At 48.6% G+C, this 20,346-nt stretch carries 18 protein-coding genes; 10 read left to right on the top strand and 8 right to left on the bottom strand.

Translation table 11 applies throughout. The features are described 5' to 3' along the window. Position 1: 1 nt before the first annotated feature. The 3 genes from potC (at position 2) to SPK40_RS04130 (ending at position 3,216) form a co-directional block, all read left to right on the top strand. A complete protein-coding gene (gene potC, locus SPK40_RS04120; RefSeq protein ID WP_248140338.1) occupies positions 2-772 on the top strand; it encodes a spermidine/putrescine ABC transporter permease PotC in 771 nt (256 codons plus the stop codon). A gap of 143 nt (positions 773-915) precedes the next feature. Beyond that, positions 916-1,947: an extracellular solute-binding protein gene (locus SPK40_RS04125; protein ID WP_248140339.1), complete on the top strand. Its 1,032-nt coding sequence runs from the start codon at positions 916-918 to the stop codon at positions 1,945-1,947. Between the two features lie 243 nt (positions 1,948-2,190). After that, entirely contained in the window at positions 2,191-3,216 is a 1,026-nt protein-coding gene (locus tag SPK40_RS04130; protein WP_442957552.1) for an extracellular solute-binding protein, read from the top strand. A gap of 37 nt (positions 3,217-3,253) precedes the next feature. Here the strand turns inward: SPK40_RS04130 and cobB are convergent, their stop codons facing one another. Then, positions 3,254-3,976 (bottom strand): Sir2 family NAD+-dependent deacetylase, encoded by a 723-nt coding sequence (cobB, locus tag SPK40_RS04135; RefSeq protein WP_248140340.1) that lies wholly within the window; start codon positions 3,974-3,976, stop codon positions 3,254-3,256. 385 nt (positions 3,977-4,361) lie between these two features. Between cobB and SPK40_RS04140 the strand changes: the two genes are divergently transcribed. After that, positions 4,362-4,898 carry an outer membrane beta-barrel protein gene (locus SPK40_RS04140; protein WP_248140341.1) on the top strand — a complete coding sequence of 179 codons (537 nt, stop codon included), beginning with the start codon at positions 4,362-4,364 and terminating at the stop codon, positions 4,896-4,898. A gap of 45 nt (positions 4,899-4,943) precedes the next feature. Here SPK40_RS04140 and SPK40_RS04145 read toward each other — a convergent pair whose 3' ends face one another. After that, complete coding sequence (locus SPK40_RS04145; protein WP_248140342.1) at positions 4,944-5,315, bottom strand: MmcQ/YjbR family DNA-binding protein; 372 nt, start codon at positions 5,313-5,315, stop codon at positions 4,944-4,946. Positions 5,316-5,447: 132 nt separating this feature from the next. Between SPK40_RS04145 and SPK40_RS04150 the strand changes: the two genes are divergently transcribed. Further along, entirely contained in the window at positions 5,448-6,647 is a 1,200-nt protein-coding gene (locus tag SPK40_RS04150; RefSeq protein ID WP_330959527.1) for a transglycosylase SLT domain-containing protein, read from the top strand. A gap of 55 nt (positions 6,648-6,702) precedes the next feature. Here the strand turns inward: SPK40_RS04150 and SPK40_RS04155 are convergent, their stop codons facing one another. Further along, positions 6,703-7,050 (bottom strand): hypothetical protein, encoded by a 348-nt coding sequence (locus tag SPK40_RS04155; RefSeq protein ID WP_248140344.1) that lies wholly within the window; start codon positions 7,048-7,050, stop codon positions 6,703-6,705. 687 nt (positions 7,051-7,737) lie between these two features. Between SPK40_RS04155 and SPK40_RS04160 the strand changes: the two genes are divergently transcribed. Next, a complete protein-coding gene (locus tag SPK40_RS04160) occupies positions 7,738-8,448 on the top strand; it encodes a DUF3581 domain-containing protein (protein ID WP_248140345.1) in 711 nt (236 codons plus the stop codon). Positions 8,449-8,744: 296 nt separating this feature from the next. Beyond that, the gene (gene rsgA, locus SPK40_RS04165; protein ID WP_330959528.1) at positions 8,745-9,803 is read left to right on the top strand and encodes a ribosome small subunit-dependent GTPase A; all 1,059 of its coding nucleotides are present in this window, start codon (positions 8,745-8,747) and stop codon (positions 9,801-9,803) included. A 49-nt stretch (positions 9,804-9,852) separates the two neighbouring features. On the opposite strand, the gene SPK40_RS04170 is transcribed toward rsgA, so the two are convergent. From SPK40_RS04170 to SPK40_RS04180, 3 genes are all read right to left on the bottom strand, one after another. Further along, positions 9,853-11,415: a BCCT family transporter gene (locus SPK40_RS04170; protein ID WP_330959529.1), complete on the bottom strand. Its 1,563-nt coding sequence runs from the start codon at positions 11,413-11,415 to the stop codon at positions 9,853-9,855. A 258-nt stretch (positions 11,416-11,673) separates the two neighbouring features. Then, complete coding sequence (locus tag SPK40_RS04175; protein WP_330959530.1) at positions 11,674-12,588, bottom strand: Gfo/Idh/MocA family protein; 915 nt, start codon at positions 12,586-12,588, stop codon at positions 11,674-11,676. Positions 12,589-12,674: 86 nt separating this feature from the next. Then, the gene (locus SPK40_RS04180; protein WP_036752068.1) at positions 12,675-13,031 is read right to left on the bottom strand and encodes a helix-turn-helix domain-containing protein; all 357 of its coding nucleotides are present in this window, start codon (positions 13,029-13,031) and stop codon (positions 12,675-12,677) included. A 302-nt stretch (positions 13,032-13,333) separates the two neighbouring features. On the opposite strand from SPK40_RS04180, the gene SPK40_RS04185 reads away from it, so the two are divergent. After that, positions 13,334-13,681 (top strand): hypothetical protein, encoded by a 348-nt coding sequence (locus SPK40_RS04185; RefSeq protein ID WP_330959531.1) that lies wholly within the window; start codon positions 13,334-13,336, stop codon positions 13,679-13,681. A 119-nt stretch (positions 13,682-13,800) separates the two neighbouring features. Next, complete coding sequence (locus SPK40_RS04190; protein WP_330959532.1) at positions 13,801-14,262, top strand: DUF411 domain-containing protein; 462 nt, start codon at positions 13,801-13,803, stop codon at positions 14,260-14,262. A gap of 51 nt (positions 14,263-14,313) precedes the next feature. Here SPK40_RS04190 and SPK40_RS04195 read toward each other — a convergent pair whose 3' ends face one another. After that, on the bottom strand, positions 14,314-15,291 hold the full coding sequence (locus SPK40_RS04195) for a hypothetical protein (RefSeq protein ID WP_248140351.1): 978 nt from the start codon (positions 15,289-15,291) through the stop codon (positions 14,314-14,316). 175 nt (positions 15,292-15,466) lie between these two features. Here SPK40_RS04195 and SPK40_RS04200 point away from each other — a divergent pair, with 175 nt between their 5' ends. Further along, positions 15,467-16,162, top strand: a complete 696-nt coding sequence (locus tag SPK40_RS04200; RefSeq protein ID WP_248140352.1) for a DUF2786 domain-containing protein — start codon at positions 15,467-15,469, stop codon at positions 16,160-16,162. A 105-nt stretch (positions 16,163-16,267) separates the two neighbouring features. On the opposite strand, the gene SPK40_RS22975 is transcribed toward SPK40_RS04200, so the two are convergent. After that, complete coding sequence (locus tag SPK40_RS22975) at positions 16,268-20,338, bottom strand: non-ribosomal peptide synthetase (protein WP_442957553.1); 4,071 nt, start codon at positions 20,336-20,338, stop codon at positions 16,268-16,270. Positions 20,339-20,346 lie beyond the last annotated feature (8 nt).

Raw genomic sequence — 20,346 nt, forward strand, 5'->3', positions numbered from 1 at the left:
CGTGGGACGTATTTTTAAATTCAGCTTGATGTCTGTGGTATACGCCTTCTTGTATATCCCGATCATTATTCTGATAGTGAACTCATTCAATGCCAGCAAGTTTGGGATGAAATGGGGCGGCTTTACGACGAAATGGTATGAGCAGCTGGTCAATAACGACAGTCTGATGCAAGCAGCCTGGCACTCGCTCAATATCGCGGTGTTTTCTGCAACCGCTGCAGCGATCATCGGCAGTCTGACTGCCGTTGCCCTGTTCCGCTACCAGTTCAAAGGCAAAGGTTTCGTCAATGGCATGCTCTTTGTGGTGATGATGTCACCAGATATCGTGATGGCCATTTCCCTGCTGGCACTTTTTATCCTGATGGGTGCAAAGCTGGGTTTCCTCACGCTGTTGCTCTCCCACATCACCTTCTGTCTGCCATTTGTGGTGGTTACTGTATACAGCCGCCTGAAGGGCTTTGATGTCAAGATGCTGGAAGCGGCGCGTGATTTGGGAGCCAGTGAATGGGTCATCCTGAAGCAAATTATTTTGCCGTTAGCAAAACCGGCTGTATTGGCCGGGTGGTTGCTGAGCTTTACCCTGTCACTCGATGATGTCATTGTCAGTTCGTTTGTGACCGGCCCGACTTATGAAATTCTGCCATTGAAAATTTATTCAATGGTTAAAGTTGGAATTTCCCCTGAAGTCAATGCGTTAGCAACTGTCATGCTAATCATTTCGCTGAGCATGGTTGTACTTTCACAGGTCATTACCCGCGATAAATTAAAATAAGTTGCGTTTCTTCTTTTCTGCCCGATAATCAGGCAAGAAACACGGCCAGGTAGATTTCTGCCTGGCCGTTTACGCAGAGAGTCAGTCGATTGATTCTCTGTTTTATTAACCATCCCATCAGGGATTTTGGAGTTATCACATCAATGAAGAAGTGGTCCGCGTTTCTGGCCAGCGCCGCATGTGCCGCTACACTGGTATCCGGTAGTGTCAATGCAGCCAATGAAGAATTAGTCTTTATGAACTGGGGTCCGTATATCTCAACGGAATTACGTGAACAGTTCACTAAAGAAACGGGCATTAAAGTCATCTATTCGACTTATGAGTCGAACGAAACCATGTATGCCAAACTGAAAGCACACCCGGAAGGTTACGATCTGGTGGTGCCATCAACTTACTTCGTTGCCAAAATGCGCGATGAAGGCATGCTGCAGAAGATCGACAAATCGAAACTGACGAACTTCAAAAACCTTGATAAGAACTATCTGAACAAGCCATTTGACCCGAACAATGAGTACTCTATCCCTCATGTTCTGGGGATCACTGGGCTTGCGGTTAACACTGAAATGTATAACCCTGCTGATTTTGACAGCTGGGAAGACCTGTGGGATCCGAAATACCGTGGTCAGTTGATGCTGATGGATGACACCCGTGAAGTGCATCACATCGCATTGAAGATTCTTGGTTACTCAGGCAATACAACCGATCCTAAACAGATCAACGAAGCTTACGAAAAACTGAAAGAGCTGATGCCAAATGTTCTGGTCTTCAACTCTGACAACCCAGCTGCGCCATATATGGCCGGTGAAGTTGGCTTAGGCATGCTTTGGAATGGTTCAGCGGCTGCTGCGCAGCGTGAAGGACTGCCAATTCAATTAGTATGGCCAAAAGAAGGTGGTATTTACTGGGTAGACAACCTGTCGATTACCAGCAACGCGAAAAACGTGGACGCTGCGCACAAGATGATCGACTTCCTGCTGCGCCCGGATGTTGCCGCAAAAATTTCAGAAGAAACCGGTTACCTGACGGGTGTTGCTGCTTCAAATGCGAAGTATAAAGACAACCCGACATTATTCCCGCCACAGGAAGAACTGGATCGCGGCGAGTTCCAAAACGCCGTCGGCGATGCCAATATTCTGTACGAGGAAAACTTCCTGAAACTGAAAGCTGGCCAATAAGTACTTTCTTTAGGCAACCAAACCACATTGGTTGCCTTTTTCCGCCCCCCCTCTGCTATACTCTCCCACTGATTCTTGAATGAATTCCACACGTTAGAAACGGCACCCGTGCCCTTCTGACATGCACCCGTCAACGTATTTGACATCACTTGTCCGCAAGAGAGGTGGGCATTGCTATAGCGACCGGATAGCCTCAGCAAGGCTTCTGAAGTTAGGAGTAAAAAAATGAATAAATGGTCTTCAATGATGACCGGCGGTGTGTTCGCCATGTCGCTTGTTTCCAGTGCGGCGCTGGCAGCAGACAATGAACTGTATTTCTATAATTGGTCTGAGTATATCCCGGCTGACGTGCTGGAAGACTTTACCAAAGAAACCGGTATCAAAGTGATTTACTCGACCTACGAGTCGAATGAATCAATGTACGCAAAATTGAAGACCTATGGTTCTGGCTATGATCTGGTTGTGCCTTCCACTTATTACGTCTCTAAGATGCGTGATGAAGGCATGCTGCACAAGATTGACAAATCAAAGCTGAGTCATTTTAAAGACCTGGATTCAAACTTCCTGAATAAGCCTTTTGATCCGAATAACGACTACTCTATCCCCTACATTTGGGGTGCAACCGGCATCGGTGTGAATACTGATACGGTCAATAAGGACGAAATCAAAGGCTGGAGTAATTTCTGGGACAGCAAATGGCAAGGCCAGCTGATGATGATGGACGATGCGCGTGAGTTCTTCCATATCGCATTACGTAAGCTGGGCTACTCAGCCAATACCAAGAATCCGGAAGAAATTAAAGCAGCATATGAAGAGTTGAAAAAGCTGATGCCAAACGTATTGCTTTTTAACTCAGATTTTCCGGCAAACCCATATATGGCCGGCGAAACCTCTCTAGGTATGCTGTGGAATGGTTCAGCCTATATGGCTCGCCAGGAAGGTGCACCCATTGAAATCATCTGGCCGAAAGAAGGCGCGATCTTCTGGATGGACAGCCTGGCGATTCCGGCTGGTGCGAAGAATATTGAAGCAGCCCATAAAATGATCGACTTTCTGCTCAAGCCAGAAAATGCGGCGAAAATTGCGCTTGAAATCGGTTATCCGACCCCGGTCGCAGCAGCAAAAGACAAACTGCCGAAATCCTTTGTCGACAACCCTAGTGTTTACCCGCCACAGGAAGTGCTGGATGCCGGTGAATGGCAAGACAGTGTCGGTGATGCTGTCACCCTCTATGAAGAATACTTCCAGAAGCTGAAAGCTGGTCAGTAAGGTTTAAGGCGCCGAAAACGGCGCCTTTTTTGTCAGGTTAAACAGAATCAGCTGCCAGTAACTCTTCAACCAGCTGCGGCACAATTTGAGATGCGGGCCCGTAGCGCTTTTCCTCAAACTCACTCTCGATAATACTCGGTTCCAGATTTAACTCGATGGTATGAGCACCATGCATTGCAGCCTCATGTACAAATCCGGCTGCCGGATATACAGAGCCAGATGTTCCGATGGCAATAAAGAGATCAGCTTCAGTCAACGCGGCATAAATCTTATCCATACCTTGCGGCATTTCACCAAACCAAACCACATTTGGTCGTAAAGGTGCCGGAATCTGACAACAGTGGCAGCAATCATCCAAAGAAATATCGCCGCTCCAGTCAATCGTCTGCCCACTCTGACTACACTGAGCCTTCAATAATTCACCATGCATGTGAATAACTTGATGACTACCAGCCAGTTCATGCAGATTATCAATATTTTGCGTCACAACCGTAACCTTGCCATCCAGCTCTTGTTCCAGACGTGCAAGCGCGATATGAGCCGCATTTGGCTTTACCGTTCCGCTTTCTAACTGCCTGCGGCGTTGGTTATAAAATGACTGAACTAAAACCGGGTCTTTCTGGTAACCTTCCGGAGTTGCAACATCTTCAATACGGTGGTTTTCCCAAAGTCCGTCCTGATCCCGAAAAGTTTTGATGCCAGACTCAGCCGAAATCCCTGCTCCAGTGAGAATGACAATGTTTCGATAGGGAAAATGCATCTTTCCTTGCCTTTGTTCATTTTTCTTTCAGTTATACCATCGACTGACAACGAATATAACTCCCTTCCTATCAGACCATGGTCTTATAGTGAGAGCATATTGTATGAATGCAATGTTTTAGTGTGTTGAATTTTAATACCACTCACAAGTTATAGTGCATTAGATGCAGATCAAAATTCTTACAATTCAGACCGCGTTATTTTTCCCAAGACAGCTCAAAAAATCCGCAACGTGGCAACCAATGCTCTGAATATACTTGTGAAATCAACAGAATCATTCCCTAACAAAGCTTTGAGCTTAATTGAGAAAAGTTTTCACAACCTCAGCAAGATTTTGAGCTCTCGTCTATGCTTCTGAAGTATCACAAAACAATGGAGTGATAAAAATGAAACAAAAAGCATTGGCATTATTGGTCTCAACGATGTTAGCCAGCCCGGCTGCACTTGCAGTAACCCTGGAAAAAGGTACGCAAGAGTTTGGTTTACAAGGTAGTTTGGACCTTGATTACATTGATGATTACCTGTTCATTTTAAATACCTCTTACGGATACTTCCTGACTAACGATTGGGAGCTGGGTGGCGTACTGGATGTCAATATGAGTGACAGTATGAAAACATTCCAGATTGGTATGTTCACTGAGTACAACTTTACCAACTCCACCGATTGGGTACCCTACTTAGGTGCTGCAGCTCAGGTTGCAAACTTGTCTGCAAATGCTGATGAAGATGTCGATTTTGATATCGAAGATGTCACCGCCTTGAATATCAAACTGGCTGCTGGCCTGAAATATTTCATTAATCAACACGTTGCTCTCAGTGCTGAAGTGAACTACAACATCGCAACAGATGATATCAATGTGACCAAAGACGGTGTGGAAGACAGTTTCACCCGGTTTATTTTCGGTACACGATTCTACTTCTGAAGATTTTCCCCTCTGAATCAACGCCACTGAGTGTGGCGTTGATGCTTACTTCAATTTCAACGTGTTTTGCTGCGCTTTACTTAATCCGCTGACAACCAGTTGATAGGATGCTGAAGCAAGCTGCTCTAACATGCCAGACTGGATCTGACCATCCATACGAACCGTTATCCAGTGTCTCTTATTCATATGATACCCAGGGGTAATTGAGGGGAACTCTCCCACCAGAAATTCCACATCTGCCGGCGTTGCCTTCACGGTCAGAACGGGGATATTTTCCCTCACAGCAACCCAGGCAAACATCTTCCCGGCCACTTTATAAACCGTTGGCTCAGGCCCAAATGGATAATCAATCACTGCACCAGGCTGGCTCAAAAGGTGCTGGTCAATGAAAGCAGCCCAATCATTTGTACTTTTCATTCCCACATCCTCCGCAAAGAAATACAACAACCGTATCAAAACTCAGACAGTTTGCATAAAGCTGTCTTGCTATACCTGAAAAGTTCCACAAAAAAATGCTGGCTCAATGTGAACTAGGTAAGCAGGTCTGTTATGAAATATGCGATGCCGTTGTTAGTGTTGTCATTCCAGTTACTGACCGGGTGCGAAAGCTTGTCAGTGACAAACACAGAAACAGTGAATCAAGAAGAACAAACCTTACTGCAATTGGCCCTGAATCATGCGCATTGTCAGATCAATCACGATGTGATTGAAGGACGCTATCTTGCGACGGGTTTGCCCGCAGATTACACCCCACCTTCCCTGCCCGAATTATCGTTGATGAAAGAAGCCAGTTTATGGGACAGATTTGCAAGAGAGAGCAACATCAACGTCCCCAATGACCGTCGTGTCAAATACTACCGGAACTGGTACCTGCAACGCCCTTTGCACATTAAAACAGTCTCCCAACGCGCCGAGCCTTTTCTCTATTATCTGTATGAGAATGTCAAAGCACGACACTTGCCGGTTGAATTAGCTTTATTGCCTTTTATTGAAAGCGCGTTTGACCCTTACGCATACTCACATCAGGGCGCAGCAGGACTTTGGCAAATGACCAGAGCAACCGGAAAATCTTTTGGCCTTCGAATCAACAATGAATATGACGGACGGCTGGATATTGTGGCATCAACCAACGCCGCACTGGATTTGCTTGAATATCTGTATGACAGATTCAACGGTAACTGGCTTCATGCAATTGCTGCCTATAACAGCGGAGAAAGCCGGGTACGTAAAGCGATACGACAAAATAAGAAACTGGGTAAACCAACAGATTTCTGGGCATTAGATCTCCCGAAAGAAACAGCACATTACGTTCCGAAGTTACTCGCACTCAGCCAGCTACTAAAGGAACAGCATCAGTTCAGTATGCCACTCGCCTTCATTCCCAACAGACGGGTCATGACAACAATCACAGTCACACACCAAATGCCGCTGAAGCAGATTGCTGAAGATGCCGGTATGTCCGGAAAGACGCTGAGCCTGTTCAATCCGGCTTATGCTGCAGGGCTGACGCTCCAGCGCGAAGAAAGCACTTTGCTGATACCACGCAAGCAACTGGAGCACTTTTATCAGCAGTCAGACGTCTTGCAATACATCAAACAAAAGTACAGCATTCATCATATTGAGCCGGGTGACTCGCTTTACCAGCTGGCGACACTGAACAACACTTCAATCGGCACCCTCAAACAAATCAATCAACTGGCGAGCAGCAAAATCCATGCAGGTCAGCGCTTGTTGATTCCAATCCCCTAGTTGAGAAGTCTCTGAATCATCAGCTAAAGCCACATATTTTCATGATGCGGAAGGGTTACTTCGGTGACCCTTCACTCGTGAATGTCTCACTGGTCATTGCCTCGCTGGTAACTGTCCCATTCTGAATGACATTCCAGTCAGGTTCAGCAGCAGATTTCAGCACACTGCCGACTTGATTCAGAAGTTTAATATCCGTTTGGTTATGAGATAAAGCCAGACCGACAATCACGCCTGCAAGCAAGCAAACCGGGGCGATCAGGCTCCGGATTGCCATCAGACTACTCAGGGCGACAACCATGAGGATCGTCGCGATATACAGATGCCCTGAAAACTGAGAAAAAAACGCGATGTAGACAGCAACCGCCTGGATCAGGCCACCGAGAATTAACAAGGAAATTGTCATTTTTTCACCACGATTGGTACTTTATTGTGCTGTTTTCAGTGAGTATAGACACAGGACTGACGTTTGTGGTGATCAACAGAAGTCACTTATATGAATTGATTCAGTGTTGCAAATTTGTTTTTCTTTCGTGTCAAATATGTTCTTACATTCCTGGACTATACTGAAAATAAAAGAAAAGCTGTGCTGTCTGGAGGGAGAACAGTCACAGGACAGAATAGAACAACGATAAAATAGCAGGAGGGTATGTCCATGAATCATCACGACGAAATGATTGTCCCCAGTACATTCGGGTTAATTGGCAGAATTGAAATTGCTGCCGCCTGCATTCTGGTCGCCGGATTATTTTTAATGCTTGTTTGAAACAGGAAGTCTCGCGTTCGGACAAAAAAGAAAATGAAATGAGAAATGATAGGGTGCTCAGCCTCAGATAAAGCTGAGCACCCTTTCGAATGCAGTTTCCCTACCGCTTATAGTCTCTGGCCTCTTCTACACGTCCAGATCAAGGATGGAGAACATTCCCCAAATGGTCGGGAATCATACATGAGTATGTCATCAGTTGCATCACTTTTGTGGTAACTTCGGAGAAATGTCTTTTTTCTGACACATTCACCATCTGGCTAGACCATTTGCTCTGAAATTATCGGTTAAACTACCCGGATTACGATGATCTAAGGTAGTTCCAACTCAATGTTTCTAAATTCTTACTTCGCTGAACAAAACGGTAGTTATTCTTTTTCTCGTGAACAAGCCAGCCACTTTGCCAAAAGAGTTGCCGGTGACTTTAACCCGATTCACGATGCTGACAACAAGCGCTTTTGTGTTCCTGGCGACCTGCTCTTTTCCGTGATGCTGGCAAAAACTGGATTAAGCCAGAAGATGCGTGTGGAATTTGCCGGAATGATCACCGATGGTATCGCACTGACTATCAACACCAAGTCAGCAACCGATCTGTCACTGGTCGACGACAAAGGAAAAGAATACCTGCATGTGATCCGTGATGGTGAGATTACCCACAATACAAAACTGATCGAAACAGTCACCCAAAACTATGTGAAATTCTCCGGGATGAACTTTCCGCATATCATGGTGCCACTCATGGAGTCTGAACAGGTGATGATCAACCCTGTCCGTCCACTGGTGATCTACGAAAGCATGGAGTTAGAATTTTCACGTCTGGATCTGGATGCTCCTCAAGTCGAACTGACTGACTCCATCATCGAAACCGACGGCAAGCGTGGCAGCGTCACACTAGCCTTCAGCTTTAAAGAAAATGGTGAAGTGGTTGGCGAAGGCAGAAAGAAAATGCTGATGAGCGGCCTGAAACCATATTCTCAGGAAGACATTAACGATCTGGTTGATCGCTTTAATGCCCGTAAAGCCGCATACCTGGCTGCATAATTCGTTTTATCAGACTCAGGTGTCCAGATTGTCTTGCTCAATTCTGGACACTTTTGTCTTTCCCTGCTAAATTCCCGTCACTTATCCCACAAAATGAAGGACACACGATGATTGTATTCAAAACCCGCCGGGCACAGAACATGGTAAAGAGTCAGTAAGCGAAAGAGTCCACTGAAACCCACTCCGCTTCTGCCCTTCCCGCTTGTCTTGCCCGGTTCATTCTAACCGGGGCCGTATTGCCCCTGAATAATTTCTAATTTCAGACAATGGCGCTTTGCGTCAGGGGTCAACACATCATGACAACACTTATTTCTCAACCCATATACGCTTTACAGGAACTGGGCTGGAAACCTTACTTTCAACAACAACTTTCCCTGCAAGAATGGGAAACATGTAAACCTGCACGTGTCAGTGCCGTCCATAAGAGCCGTATTGATGTTCTTACCGAACAAGGCCTGTTATCGCTGCCCATGCTACCGGCAATGCCGGCACTCGCCGTGGGAGACTGGCTTTTAGTTTCAGAAACCAACGCCTATATGCGCTTACTTGATCGTTATTCGCGCTTTCAGCGAAAAGCTGCCGGCAGTAAGGTGGCTGAGCAACTGATTGCCAGCAATGTCGATACTGTATTTATCGTCTGTTCACTCAATCAAGATTTCAATCTGAGCCGAATTGAACGTTATCTTGCTTTAGCGCATCAATCCGGTGTTGAGCCTGTCATCGTGCTGTCGAAAGCCGACTGTGTTGAAGACCCGGCACCATTCATGGAACAAGTCCGTCAGCTTGACAGCATGCTCCTGGTTGAAGCCGTGAATGGACTTGATCCGGACAGCGTTGCCAAATTGTCAGCCTGGTGCGGCAAAGGAAAAACAGTCGCTTTTCTCGGTTCATCTGGCGCCGGTAAATCAACACTGGTCAATACACTGTTATCTGCAAACGCCCAGTTAACGGGAAGAATTCGTGAAGATGACAGTAAGGGACGTCACACGACAACAGCCCGTTCCCTGCATCTTATGGCTGAGGGCGGTTTGCTTCTGGATACACCGGGTATGCGAGAGCTTCAGCTGGCAGACTGCAGTGAAGGTCTTTCCGTAACGTTTAATGATATTGAAGCACTTGCGGAAACATGCCGGTTCAGCGACTGTTCACATCGTCAGGAACCCGGCTGTGCGGTACAGGAAGCCATTGACAATGGTGATCTGGATGAGCGACGGCTGCGGAACTACCACAAACTGAACAGAGAAATTGCATTCAACTCTGCATCCATTGCGGAGAAACGTGCAAAAGCGAAACAGATTGGCCGCTACCACCACGCGATACAGACAAGCAACCGAAAACATAAAAACCGAGTATAAACAAAAAGCCCTCCAGAAACGGAGGGCTTATTTTATGTAACACACTAAATCAACGAAGATTTGCGCATTGCGCTTCTTTGTTCACAGAGTTCACAGACTGATGTTTTTCACGATAAAGCCGCACTGCGGCCTGCGGACCCGTCAGTAATGTCAGAACCATCAGGAAAGAAACCGGCACCGCTGTAATCACGATGAAAGACTGGAGTGCGTTTAATCCGCCATCACCGGCCATCAGCAGCACAGCGGCAACACATCCCATAGCAATTGCCCAGAACAATCTGTGGCTGGCCGCAGGTTCATTCTTCCCTGAAGTCACCATCGCAATGGCATAGGCCATTGAATCACCGGTTGTCACGACAAAAGTCGTCGTCAGTACCAGGAATGCCGGAATTAACCAGTCACTGAAAGGTAACTGCGCCAGTGTCGCCAGCAATACTGCAGGCAATCCCCCTTCATTCAGTGGACCAGAGATTGCACCTGGTTGCGTCAGCTCAAAATAAATCCCTGAACCACCCAACACGGAAAACCAGAAGTGCGTCACCAGAGGGGCACCAATCGCAACCGTCATCACCAGCTCACGAATACTGCGGCCGACTGAAATACGGGCAATAAAAATCGCCATCATCGGTGCAAATCCGATAAACCACCCCCAGAAAAACCAGGTCCACCATGCGTTCCAGTCAGGGGAAGTCTGAGTCAGACTCATCTGAGGCAAATGTTGAATGTACACAGACATTGCCTGTGAGAATTGTTCAAAAATAAATCCGGTAGGACCGGTCACCAGCATCACAGCCAACAGGAAAACAGCGACGATGACATTAAACCGGCTGAGCCACTGCAAACCTTTGTCCATACCTGTTGCCGCCGACAGAGAATAGATGGTGACGACAACCGCCAATAAACCGACTTGCGTCATCACCGAGTCATCCAGTCCGGCAACCACATGCAAGCTGTACCCCAGTTGCGAAGCCAGAAAACCAATCGGCCCAATGGTCCCCGCTGCAACTGCAATGATCGAACAGGCATCAATCACAGATCCAATCCAATGATTCTCCAGCCGGTCTCCCAGCAACGGATAAAGTAATGCTCTGGGACGCAACTGAATACCCTTTTGATGATGCGCATACATCAGCACAATCGTCGCCAGTGTTCCCAGCACAGCCCAGGCAAGAAATCCCCAGTGCAGAAAACTTTGACTTAGTGCCGGGGCAACCGCTTCTGCCTGCCCCGCTTGGACTCCCTCAAAAACAGGTGGCGTGGTCACAAAATGATAAATGGGTTCAGCTGCCGACCAGAACACCCCGCCACCAGCCAGCAATGTGCACATAATCATTGCTGTCCATCTGAACTGACCGATTTCTGGTTTCAGGGAATTCCCGAGTCTGACCTGGCCCAATGGCAGCAGAGCCAGCACAACCGCGAGGATAAAGTTCAGCAACATAAACCATTGCCAGAAATGTCCAAATGCGGTGGTCGCTTGACCAAAGAGTGTTTGAATCGCTGAAGATACCCAGGACAGATCCGCGATTGCCGCGATCAGGAACAGGCTCAGGAAGCCAATCGTTAGAACTGAAATTAATTTATCAGCCCCTGGTTGTTTGGTGGTATGCATAAATTACTCACTAGTTGTGTGAGGGGACGCACACTAACAGCTTATTTTCTGTAATTCCAACGAACCTGTGTGATTTTTAGCCCGCCATTCCTAAAAAACCTTCAGTCGTACAGAAATCCACCAATTAAATTCTGATGCCAAAATTTTACTTGTGATCACCAAGTCGGTTTGAGTACAAAACAAATGAGCCGATGTTGATTCCATCGGCCCAGGGAATTTGATTGATAAGTAATTTGACTGATTCGGAAAAAGTCAGGATCACTGCCCCAGCTTCTTGCAAATCATTTCAGCAAGATAATGAGAATTCAGGTTTCTCTGAATCAGCGTTTGATCCATCCTTCCATGTGAAACAACATCCAGCCAATGCGCAATCATCGCGGTAAAACCTTTACTCTCAAGCATTGGCGTCCAGTCCGGCAACGTCAGTTTGCTTTCTGCGCCATCAGTCCAGCCGGTCCCGGTCGCCAGTGAATCAAAATGGAGAGTCTGATTTTCAAAGTTTAGGGTCACCTGCTCTGCAGTGACACCATTAATCCGGTTCATTGATGCCTGATGAATGGTTTGATCAATCTGCCATGCGACGTCCAGTCTGGCTAACTTCCCATGCAATTGCTGAGTGATCACCTGAAGATCTTCTGCCTGGACATTTCCTTTCAGATTGACGCTATCAAGCGGATGGATAAAGTCATCAAATACAAAAGTCCGGACATCTCCGGGCTGATTCAGCCGGTGTTTCTGCCAGCGTATCTCCAGCAACTGCTCTTGCATTACCTTTTCGCTCAGATGAGGTTGAATCAGAGGCAGATATCGCCGGTTAAATCCCATAAACAAAGGCAATTGCTTCGTTTCTGCAAGGTTATACAAGGATTCACATTCCGCGTAAGTGTCACTCAGCGGCTTATCGACAAAGACCGGAATCCCTTGATTCAGAAAAAACTGTGCGATTTCAAAATGAGAGGCCGTCGCGCTGTGGATCATCACACCATCAACTCCCAGCCCCGCCAGCTCGCGGTAGTCCGTCACTGCATCATGAATACGATGGGTCTGAGCAAGCTGCTTCAGCACCCCTGAATTTCGGGTACAAAAAGCCAGCTCAATACCCGGCCATTGCGTGATCACAGGCAAATAAGCTTTCTGAGCGATATCGCCCAGCCCGATGATGCCAATTTTCATTTTTACTCCTTGTAATCCGGATAAAAAAAGCCCCTGTCTGTGACAAGGGCCGATGTATTCCGATCATGACAAATTGTCTGAGCCAATCAGTGCGTTGTCACGTTATGTTCATATTCAACAACAATTTGATTGCCACTATAACGCACATTTTTAATATTACCATCAACAATATAGGTATTGGTCAGCGTCACCGTATTCGGTAATGTGCCGCCAATTTGTTCCCGCAAAGAAGGAATCGTCAACACCGGATCAACCCCCATATACTGACAAAACTGACTGACGAAACGATGTTCCAGCGGCAAACTGCCCCTCAAAATGTCGGAGAAAAACAACTGACTGACACCCAGCTTTTTCGCCATTTCAATTTGTGTCACCCGCATCTTCGCCTTGTAACTCATCCATGTTTCATACAGGACTTTTCTGTCTTCTTCTGTGTATTGCATACCCGTTCCTAGCGCAAAAAATGTCAATTCATCGCAATTAAAGCCTAAAGCATCCGGTAAAATGTCAGAAAAACGTTAGGCTTGTTCCAAATAAGAATCTCGCAGAGCCGCATGAAATCTGGGTTTCGTTCATTCCACACAATTTCAGCAAGTTAGAAAACTCACCTTGTCTTGATTTTGATTATGAAAGCTTTCTGCAATCCGGTTATACTGCTTTGAGTTCATATTTCGTCAGGGATTTCATACCAAACGCCATGCTCTCACAGACGCGCAATCAGCAGAATTCAAGCTTAAGAAGGGTCATGATTGTTATCCTTTGTTTGCTGTTTTTGCCCTGGAGCAGCCTGAGTGTCGCCCTGACAATCGCTGGTGAAGATCTGCTCGATGGCTGTATGAACCCCGCGATTGAGATGACACAGTCAGACTGTTGTGATGGCATGACGGAAGGCGAACAGCGCACCTGCCGTGAAAGTCTCCATGCCGTGAATTGTGAACAACACTGTCAGTCTTCGTGTCACACGTCACTCTTTATGCCGGTATCCCCCCTGTTCCCCTTGATGCTGACATCTGGGATTTCATTTCATGCCTATGCATCCGGGTACTGGGATGAACCGGTTGCCACACGTTTAAGACCCCCGATTCGCTCCTGAACGAATAAATCCGTCCTCTTGTCTGGTTTTGTCTGGTTCAGACTGACTCTAGCCGGGAGGAATATCGTTTTCGCCAGCCCGATCAGGCTGTGCATCAGAAGTGAATCAAGGAAATAAACATGAAAAAAGCACATCAACTCTTATCCGCTGCTCTGCTCATGATGAGCTTGTCCTCTGTCGCAGCAGAGGTGATTGAAGGCACAAATTATCAGTCTCCGTCCTGTGGTTGTTGCAAGGGCTGGGTCAAACACATGAATGACAATGGATTTGATATCAAAATGACCTTCGAAAATAACCTGCATCCGATTAAGCAAGCGAATGGCATTCGTCCTGAGTACGCCTCCTGCCATACAGCAAAAATTCAGGGGTATGTCTTTGAAGGCCACGTTCCGGCCCAGGACATCAAACGGTTCCTGGCAGAAAAGCCTGCCAATCTGAAAGGTTTGGCCGTCGCGGGGATGCCGATGGGGTCACCGGGAATGGAATACAATGATCAGAAAATGCCATACGATGTCGTCGCATTTGATCAGGATGGTAATACCGTGGTCTGGGCAAGCCATCATCAGCCACAGACACCGTAAATAACAATAAAGGCCGGGATGACCGGCCTTTTTCTTTTCTGAACTGGTTGATCAATTCGACTGCTGATTTAAGCGATGGAACCACTGACGATTCGGATCCTGAGTTTCGGCCCATTGCGGATCCAATGCCCGTTTTTCGAGGTACACTTGAAGCCCTGTAAAATACAGAACCGCCGTCAGCTCAGAATCCTGGCTGAAATAAGCGAAAAAGGCATCTTCTCGCTCGGCTAATTGTGCCAGTGTACTCACACCGTGACGCAATGCCCATTGCACGGCATAGGGGGACACTTCCGTGCGATGCAAAATCTGAGGCTCAATCGACTTAAGCGCGACATCAATCCCCTTCGGTTCTTGAGCCAGACGCACCGCCGATTGCACATGGCTTTCTTCTTCTGCGAGCCTTTCCCGCAAACTGGCCAGACTCGCCGCCTGTTGCGTTTCGGAGTAACCATGGGTTGTCTTACAGAAACGAATGGCAAATCCCAGCTGATGGCGGCCAACCAGCTCAACTGTTTGTTCCAGGTACTCTTGCGGAATCGCATAAGTTTTGGCTAACTGTTCTACAGCCTGAACCAGATTCGGATAGACGATACCATTATATTCCACCTGAAATGCCTGACTGACCTGACCAACAGGCTGACCATCAATCGCCAGCGGCCACCCGGTATAGTTCACGCGTTCTCTGGCAATCTCAAACATCTTCCAGGCACTTTCCTTAAAGCCTTCAAAGGCTTTGCCTTCCATTTCTGAGTCTTCCAGTTCTTCCTTTGTCCAGTGCGCACCAATCTGCAAATGTTTCTGATACTTACGGTGAAGCCTTGCTTTCACCCGATCGCGTAATAAATCCAGCCCGCTCGCTTTCGTCCGGGTACACAAACCATAGCATTCTTCACAACAAGGGACTTTGACCGGCAGATCGCCTGCATAGTCCGGTTCAGGCCGGAAAATAAAGCTCTCATAATAAGGCTCACCGCAAAACCAGCAGGTATGGCGAAACTCAAAAGGGACATCGATCGACTGGATAGTCATGATTCTGCAGGCTCTCTTTGCATCAGGTCCGTTTTATTATGCGTATCATCGGTAACCGGTACAAGGTAAGTCACTCATTTGTCTGAACCGCAAATTAATTACAACTTTGTTTTTTGCCATTCCCGTACCGAACACGCTAAAATACGTGACCGTTTTTTGAATGTGAGTGGTATGGATGTCTGAACAGAAGCGAAAGGCGCTGAAAAAAATCGCCAAATGCCTCGAATTAGGTAACTCAGCCAATGTCAATGAAGCAGCACAGGCCATCAAGATGGCGCATCGTCTGATGCTGAAGTATGGCCTTGAGAAAGATGACATTGAATTTATCCAGATGGGTAAAACAAAATCAGCAACGCTGTTACCAACAGACATCAGCCAGCAGATCCTGAAAATCATCCGTGGCATCAACCGGCGCTTTGGTGTCGAGTGTGTATTGACCAATTACAAAGGATTGAAGCAGGCCGAGTTTATCGGTGTCGCCGAGCGGGCAATTTTTGCCGCGTTTGCCTTTGATGTGGTTTACCGGGAAATGAACCAGCAAACCGGCCAGTTCCGCAACAGTTTTGCCGGGACAGGTGCCAGTCAGACCGAAGTCACGCGCCGGGTCTCTTCTTTCCTGGCAGGCTGGATTGAAGGGGCATTAGAAAAATTACCCGTTCTGAACACCGATGATGATCATGACAAGCGCATGAGCAACTACATCGATCGTGAATTTGAAAACCTGGATCGTGAGACGTTCAAACAACAACTTCAGGAAGCAATGAAAGGCATCACGGATGACTACGAAAAAGGCATGAAAAAAGGCCGATCCATTTCGGTCAACCGCCCTGTCGGCGGCGATCGCCGGGAAGCCACTAAACTACTGAGCTGACAGCGGTTTCCGAAACGGGAAAAGCGACTTCGGTAACATCTGCAAGAAAAAATAAATCCGGTGCCCAATCAGGCACCGGATTTTTTTACATAATATCCCGCTTCGTTATCGGGTGCTGTTCTCCTCCGTTGCTATCTTCTGCAACAGAACATTCAGACACTCACCTAACCGGCGACGGTTATCTGAATCTGACATCATGCTGGCATGATCGCCATCCACCAGCGTGACATTCAGTGAATCAGCAGGCAGATACTGCTCCCAGCCCAATGCAGAATCATCCTTCCGGCTGTAACCTGACGGTTGAATCCGCGCCCAGTACTCAGCCAGCGCCTGACTGCGGATCGGCGGCATTTCCTCCTTCGCTTTCAGCAGGTGTACCGGCAGGCCAGAAGGTGTAATGACAGTCTCTTCCACCAGCGTCGCAAAGTGATAGCGCCGTTCCCACAACGACAGTTCCTGTTGCGGGTCTTCCAGCAGCGTACGAACCCCCATCTTCTGCAACGTCATCAGTACTTGCTGCAACGGCATTTCCCGCAGACTGTCCATCAGAACCATTCCCAGTTCAGGATATTCACTCTCCAGCCAGCTCATGAACAGATGCGTCATACTTGCCATCGCAACCTGAGGCCGCATGGTGTCAAGCAGTCCCAAACATGCCACCTGTTCACCTTCCCGTTGCAGCATATCAGCCACCTGATACGCAAGCACACCCCCAGAGGAGTAACCGAACACATGATACGGCCCGCTGGGTTGCACCTGACGAATCATCTCGATACAGGATTTCGCCATCATGGCCATACTTTCCGGCAACTGCGCTGACATATCCGGCCAAGGCACCGCATACACGGGATAATCCGCATGGAGTGACTTCGCGAACTCATACACATAGGAATGATCCCCGAAACCGGTCGGCATAAAGAACAGCGGTTGACGGGTTCCGCCACGGCGCGCGGGAAGAGCATTGCGTGCGCCTTTCACTCCCGGATTCCGGTCAAGATACTCAGCCAGATCCGACAGCACCGGATAGTCGAAGACTGCCTGTACCGAAATCTCCAGCCCGTACTGCTTCGCCATACTCACCTGACGAACCACCAGCAATGAATGACCGCCGAGCTCAAAGAAATGATCATGGCGTCCGACCTGCGCTATGCCCAGAAGCTCGCCCCACATATGTGCCAGGATCATTTCCGTCTCGCTTCTTGGCGGTACATAGTCATCACTGACTGCAGTCAGTCCTTCAGGCTTCGGCAATGCACGACGATCCACCTTGCCGTTTGGTGTCAGAGGCAATTGATCCAGCCACATATAGGCTGAAGGCAGCATGTAGGACGGCAGACGATCCGCCAGATACTTCCTCAGTTCAGCTGATTCCGGCGTTTTTGCACGATCACTATTAAAACCATCGCCTGGCGTCAGCCAGGCTACCAGACGTTGCTCAGCGCCCAGTGTTCGCAAATCCACCAGCGCATCACGAACCGCAGGATGTGACAGTAATTGTGCTTCAATTTCACCCATTTCAATCCGGAATCCCCTGATTTTCACCTGCCCGTCATTCCGTCCCTGATACTCCAGACTGCCATCTGGCAGATACCGGACCAGATCCCCAGTACGATACATGGTTGTGCCCGCGTGAAATGGATCCGGCAGGAAACGCTCAGCGGTAAGTGCCGGACGGTTCAGGTAGCCAAGCGCCACCCCCACTCCTCCAACATACAGTTCACCTATCGCTCCCCGGGGAACCACCTTACCCTGCTGGCTCAGCACATAAACCCGGGTATTTCCAACCGGCTTCCCAATCGGCAGCCGTTCACAGCCGTTCACTTGCTCAATATGAGCCGTCGTCGCATACGCACTTGCCTCCGTCGGGCCATAAGCATGAATCACTTTCACAGGCCCCTGATGTTTCAGCAGGCACTCGTAAGCCGATGGTTCTTCTTTCTCCCCACCGGAAATCAGATGCCGGAGCTGTGACAAAGCTTCGCCAATCAGGTGAACATACTGGTTGAACAATGCTGTCGTCAGGAACAAAGTCGTGATTTCAAGTTCCTTCAGCGACCGGGCAAGCAACTTCGCATCCATGATAACGTCCTGCGGAATCACCACCATCTGACCGCCATTCAACAGCGGCGCCCAGACTTCCATCGTCGAGGCATCAAAGGCCGGGTTCGATGAGAAAGCAATCCGTTCCGATGCATCAAAATCTGCATAGCCGTTGTGGATGACCAAACGGGTAATCCCCTGATGCGGCACCAGGACCCCTTTCGGCTGGCCGGTTGAGCCCGAGGTATACATCAGATAAGCCGCGCTCGTACTTTGCAGAGCCAGCTCAGGATTCTCGCGCCGCTGGCTGCGTTCTTCAGGGAACACATACGGCAATGCATCATTCCCCGGCTTATCTGCGATGATAAGACGGGCACCACTGTCACTGAGAATCCAGGCCTGTCGCGTTTCCGGCAGTTTTGAATCCACCGGAACAAACATCGCTCCTGTTTTCAGAACGGCCAGTTGCGCAGCCACCAGTGCCAGACTGCGGCCCAGCTTGAGTGCAATACGATCGCCGGGCTGAACGCCCCGTTCAATCAGCGTATGCGCCAATTGGTTTGCCATCCCATTCAGTTCGGCATAACTCACCCTTTGCTGGCCATCAATGACTGCAATCGCATTCGGCCGTCTGCGGACCTGCTGTTCAAATACGGTATGAACACAATCCTCTGCCGGATAATCCGTTACTGTCTGATTCCAGGTTTCCAGTTGCAGGTGATATTCAGCCTCCGGCAGAATCTCCAGTGAACTCACAGGCAAAGCCGGTGTTTCTGACAATGCATGCGACAGCGACGTCAGTGCATGAACCATATAACTGCAGATTCGTTCCGCTTCAAGTGGCTGACTAATCTGAGCCGTCAGACCCAGTGAATCTCCGCCATCTTCCACCGACATCACAAACGGGTAATTGGTCCGCTCCTCAGCACTCAACAGAGAAACGCCTTCAGGCAGAACCAGTTCATCCCCCATGTTATGCCGGTAATTCAGCAAGGCACTGAACAGTGGCGCCCCTGCAGCCATACCGCTGCAACGCTGAGCCAGAGCCAGTGGTGCATGCTCATGCAGCAGCAGGCCACTTAAGCGCTGATGCGCCTGGCGTACCGCAGACACAACATCCTGATCATCGATATCCAGACGCAATGGCAGCGTATTGATAAAGAGACCCATCGCCTGATCAGCCCCCTCACCGGCCTGCATCCGACCCAGTAAGACGGTACCAAACACCACCGCAGCTTTGTCTGTCACACGGGAAAGAACCTGCGCCCAGGCCAGATGACACAGACTTGCCAGACTCACCCCGAGATGACGGGCCTGCTCCCGCAGTGCTGCATTGAGTTCAGCCGGCACAACGCAATGTGCTGTTGCAATGGCTTTGCCGTCGCCCCGAACGTTACTCAGCTCAAACGGCAGCACGGGTTCCTCGATATCTGCCAGCATTTCCCGGAAGAATGCTTCATGGGCATCCTGACTCATCCCCAGACGGGTCTGACCAATTACATTCCGGTATGGCGGTGCAATCGCGAGCGAATCCGCTTTCCCGTCCAGAATCGCTGCCACTTCGCTTTCAATCAGTGCTGAAGTGGAGTGATCGCCGATCATATGATGCCATTGTTGCAGCATCAGCCATCGGCCCTGTTCATCTTTTGCAATCACCAGATTCAGGAGCGGTGCCTGTGTCAGATCCAGTCGTGAATGGCGCGGGTCAAACTGCGCCATCAACTGTTCGGCCACAGGTCCCTCCTGTGGATCCAGTACCAGTTCGCGGACAGGCAATGTTGCTTTGCGCCATACAACCTGAACCGGCTCAGACAGTCCCTGACTGAGAAAGGCTGAACGCAGGATATCGTGACGATCCACAACAAGCTGCATGGCCGACAGCCAGGCATCAAGGCGTGTACGACTATCAAATTGCAGCATGGCAGACAACAGATAGGTATCGCCTTGCTCACTGAGCAGATGATGGAAAAGGATTCCTTCCTGCAACGGCGACAGACCATAGATATCCTGCACATTGCCGACCCCGCCCGGAACCCCGGCAACCACCTGATCAATTTCCTGCTGACTCAGATTCGCCAGTGGCAGTAACGCAGGAGTGATGTGAGTTGTTTCAGCCGTGATCAGATTCTCCGGCACCTGAACCT

The organism is Photobacterium sp. 53610 (assembly GCF_036409375.1).
In the GTDB taxonomy this organism is placed as follows: Bacteria; Pseudomonadota; Gammaproteobacteria; order Enterobacterales; family Vibrionaceae; genus Photobacterium.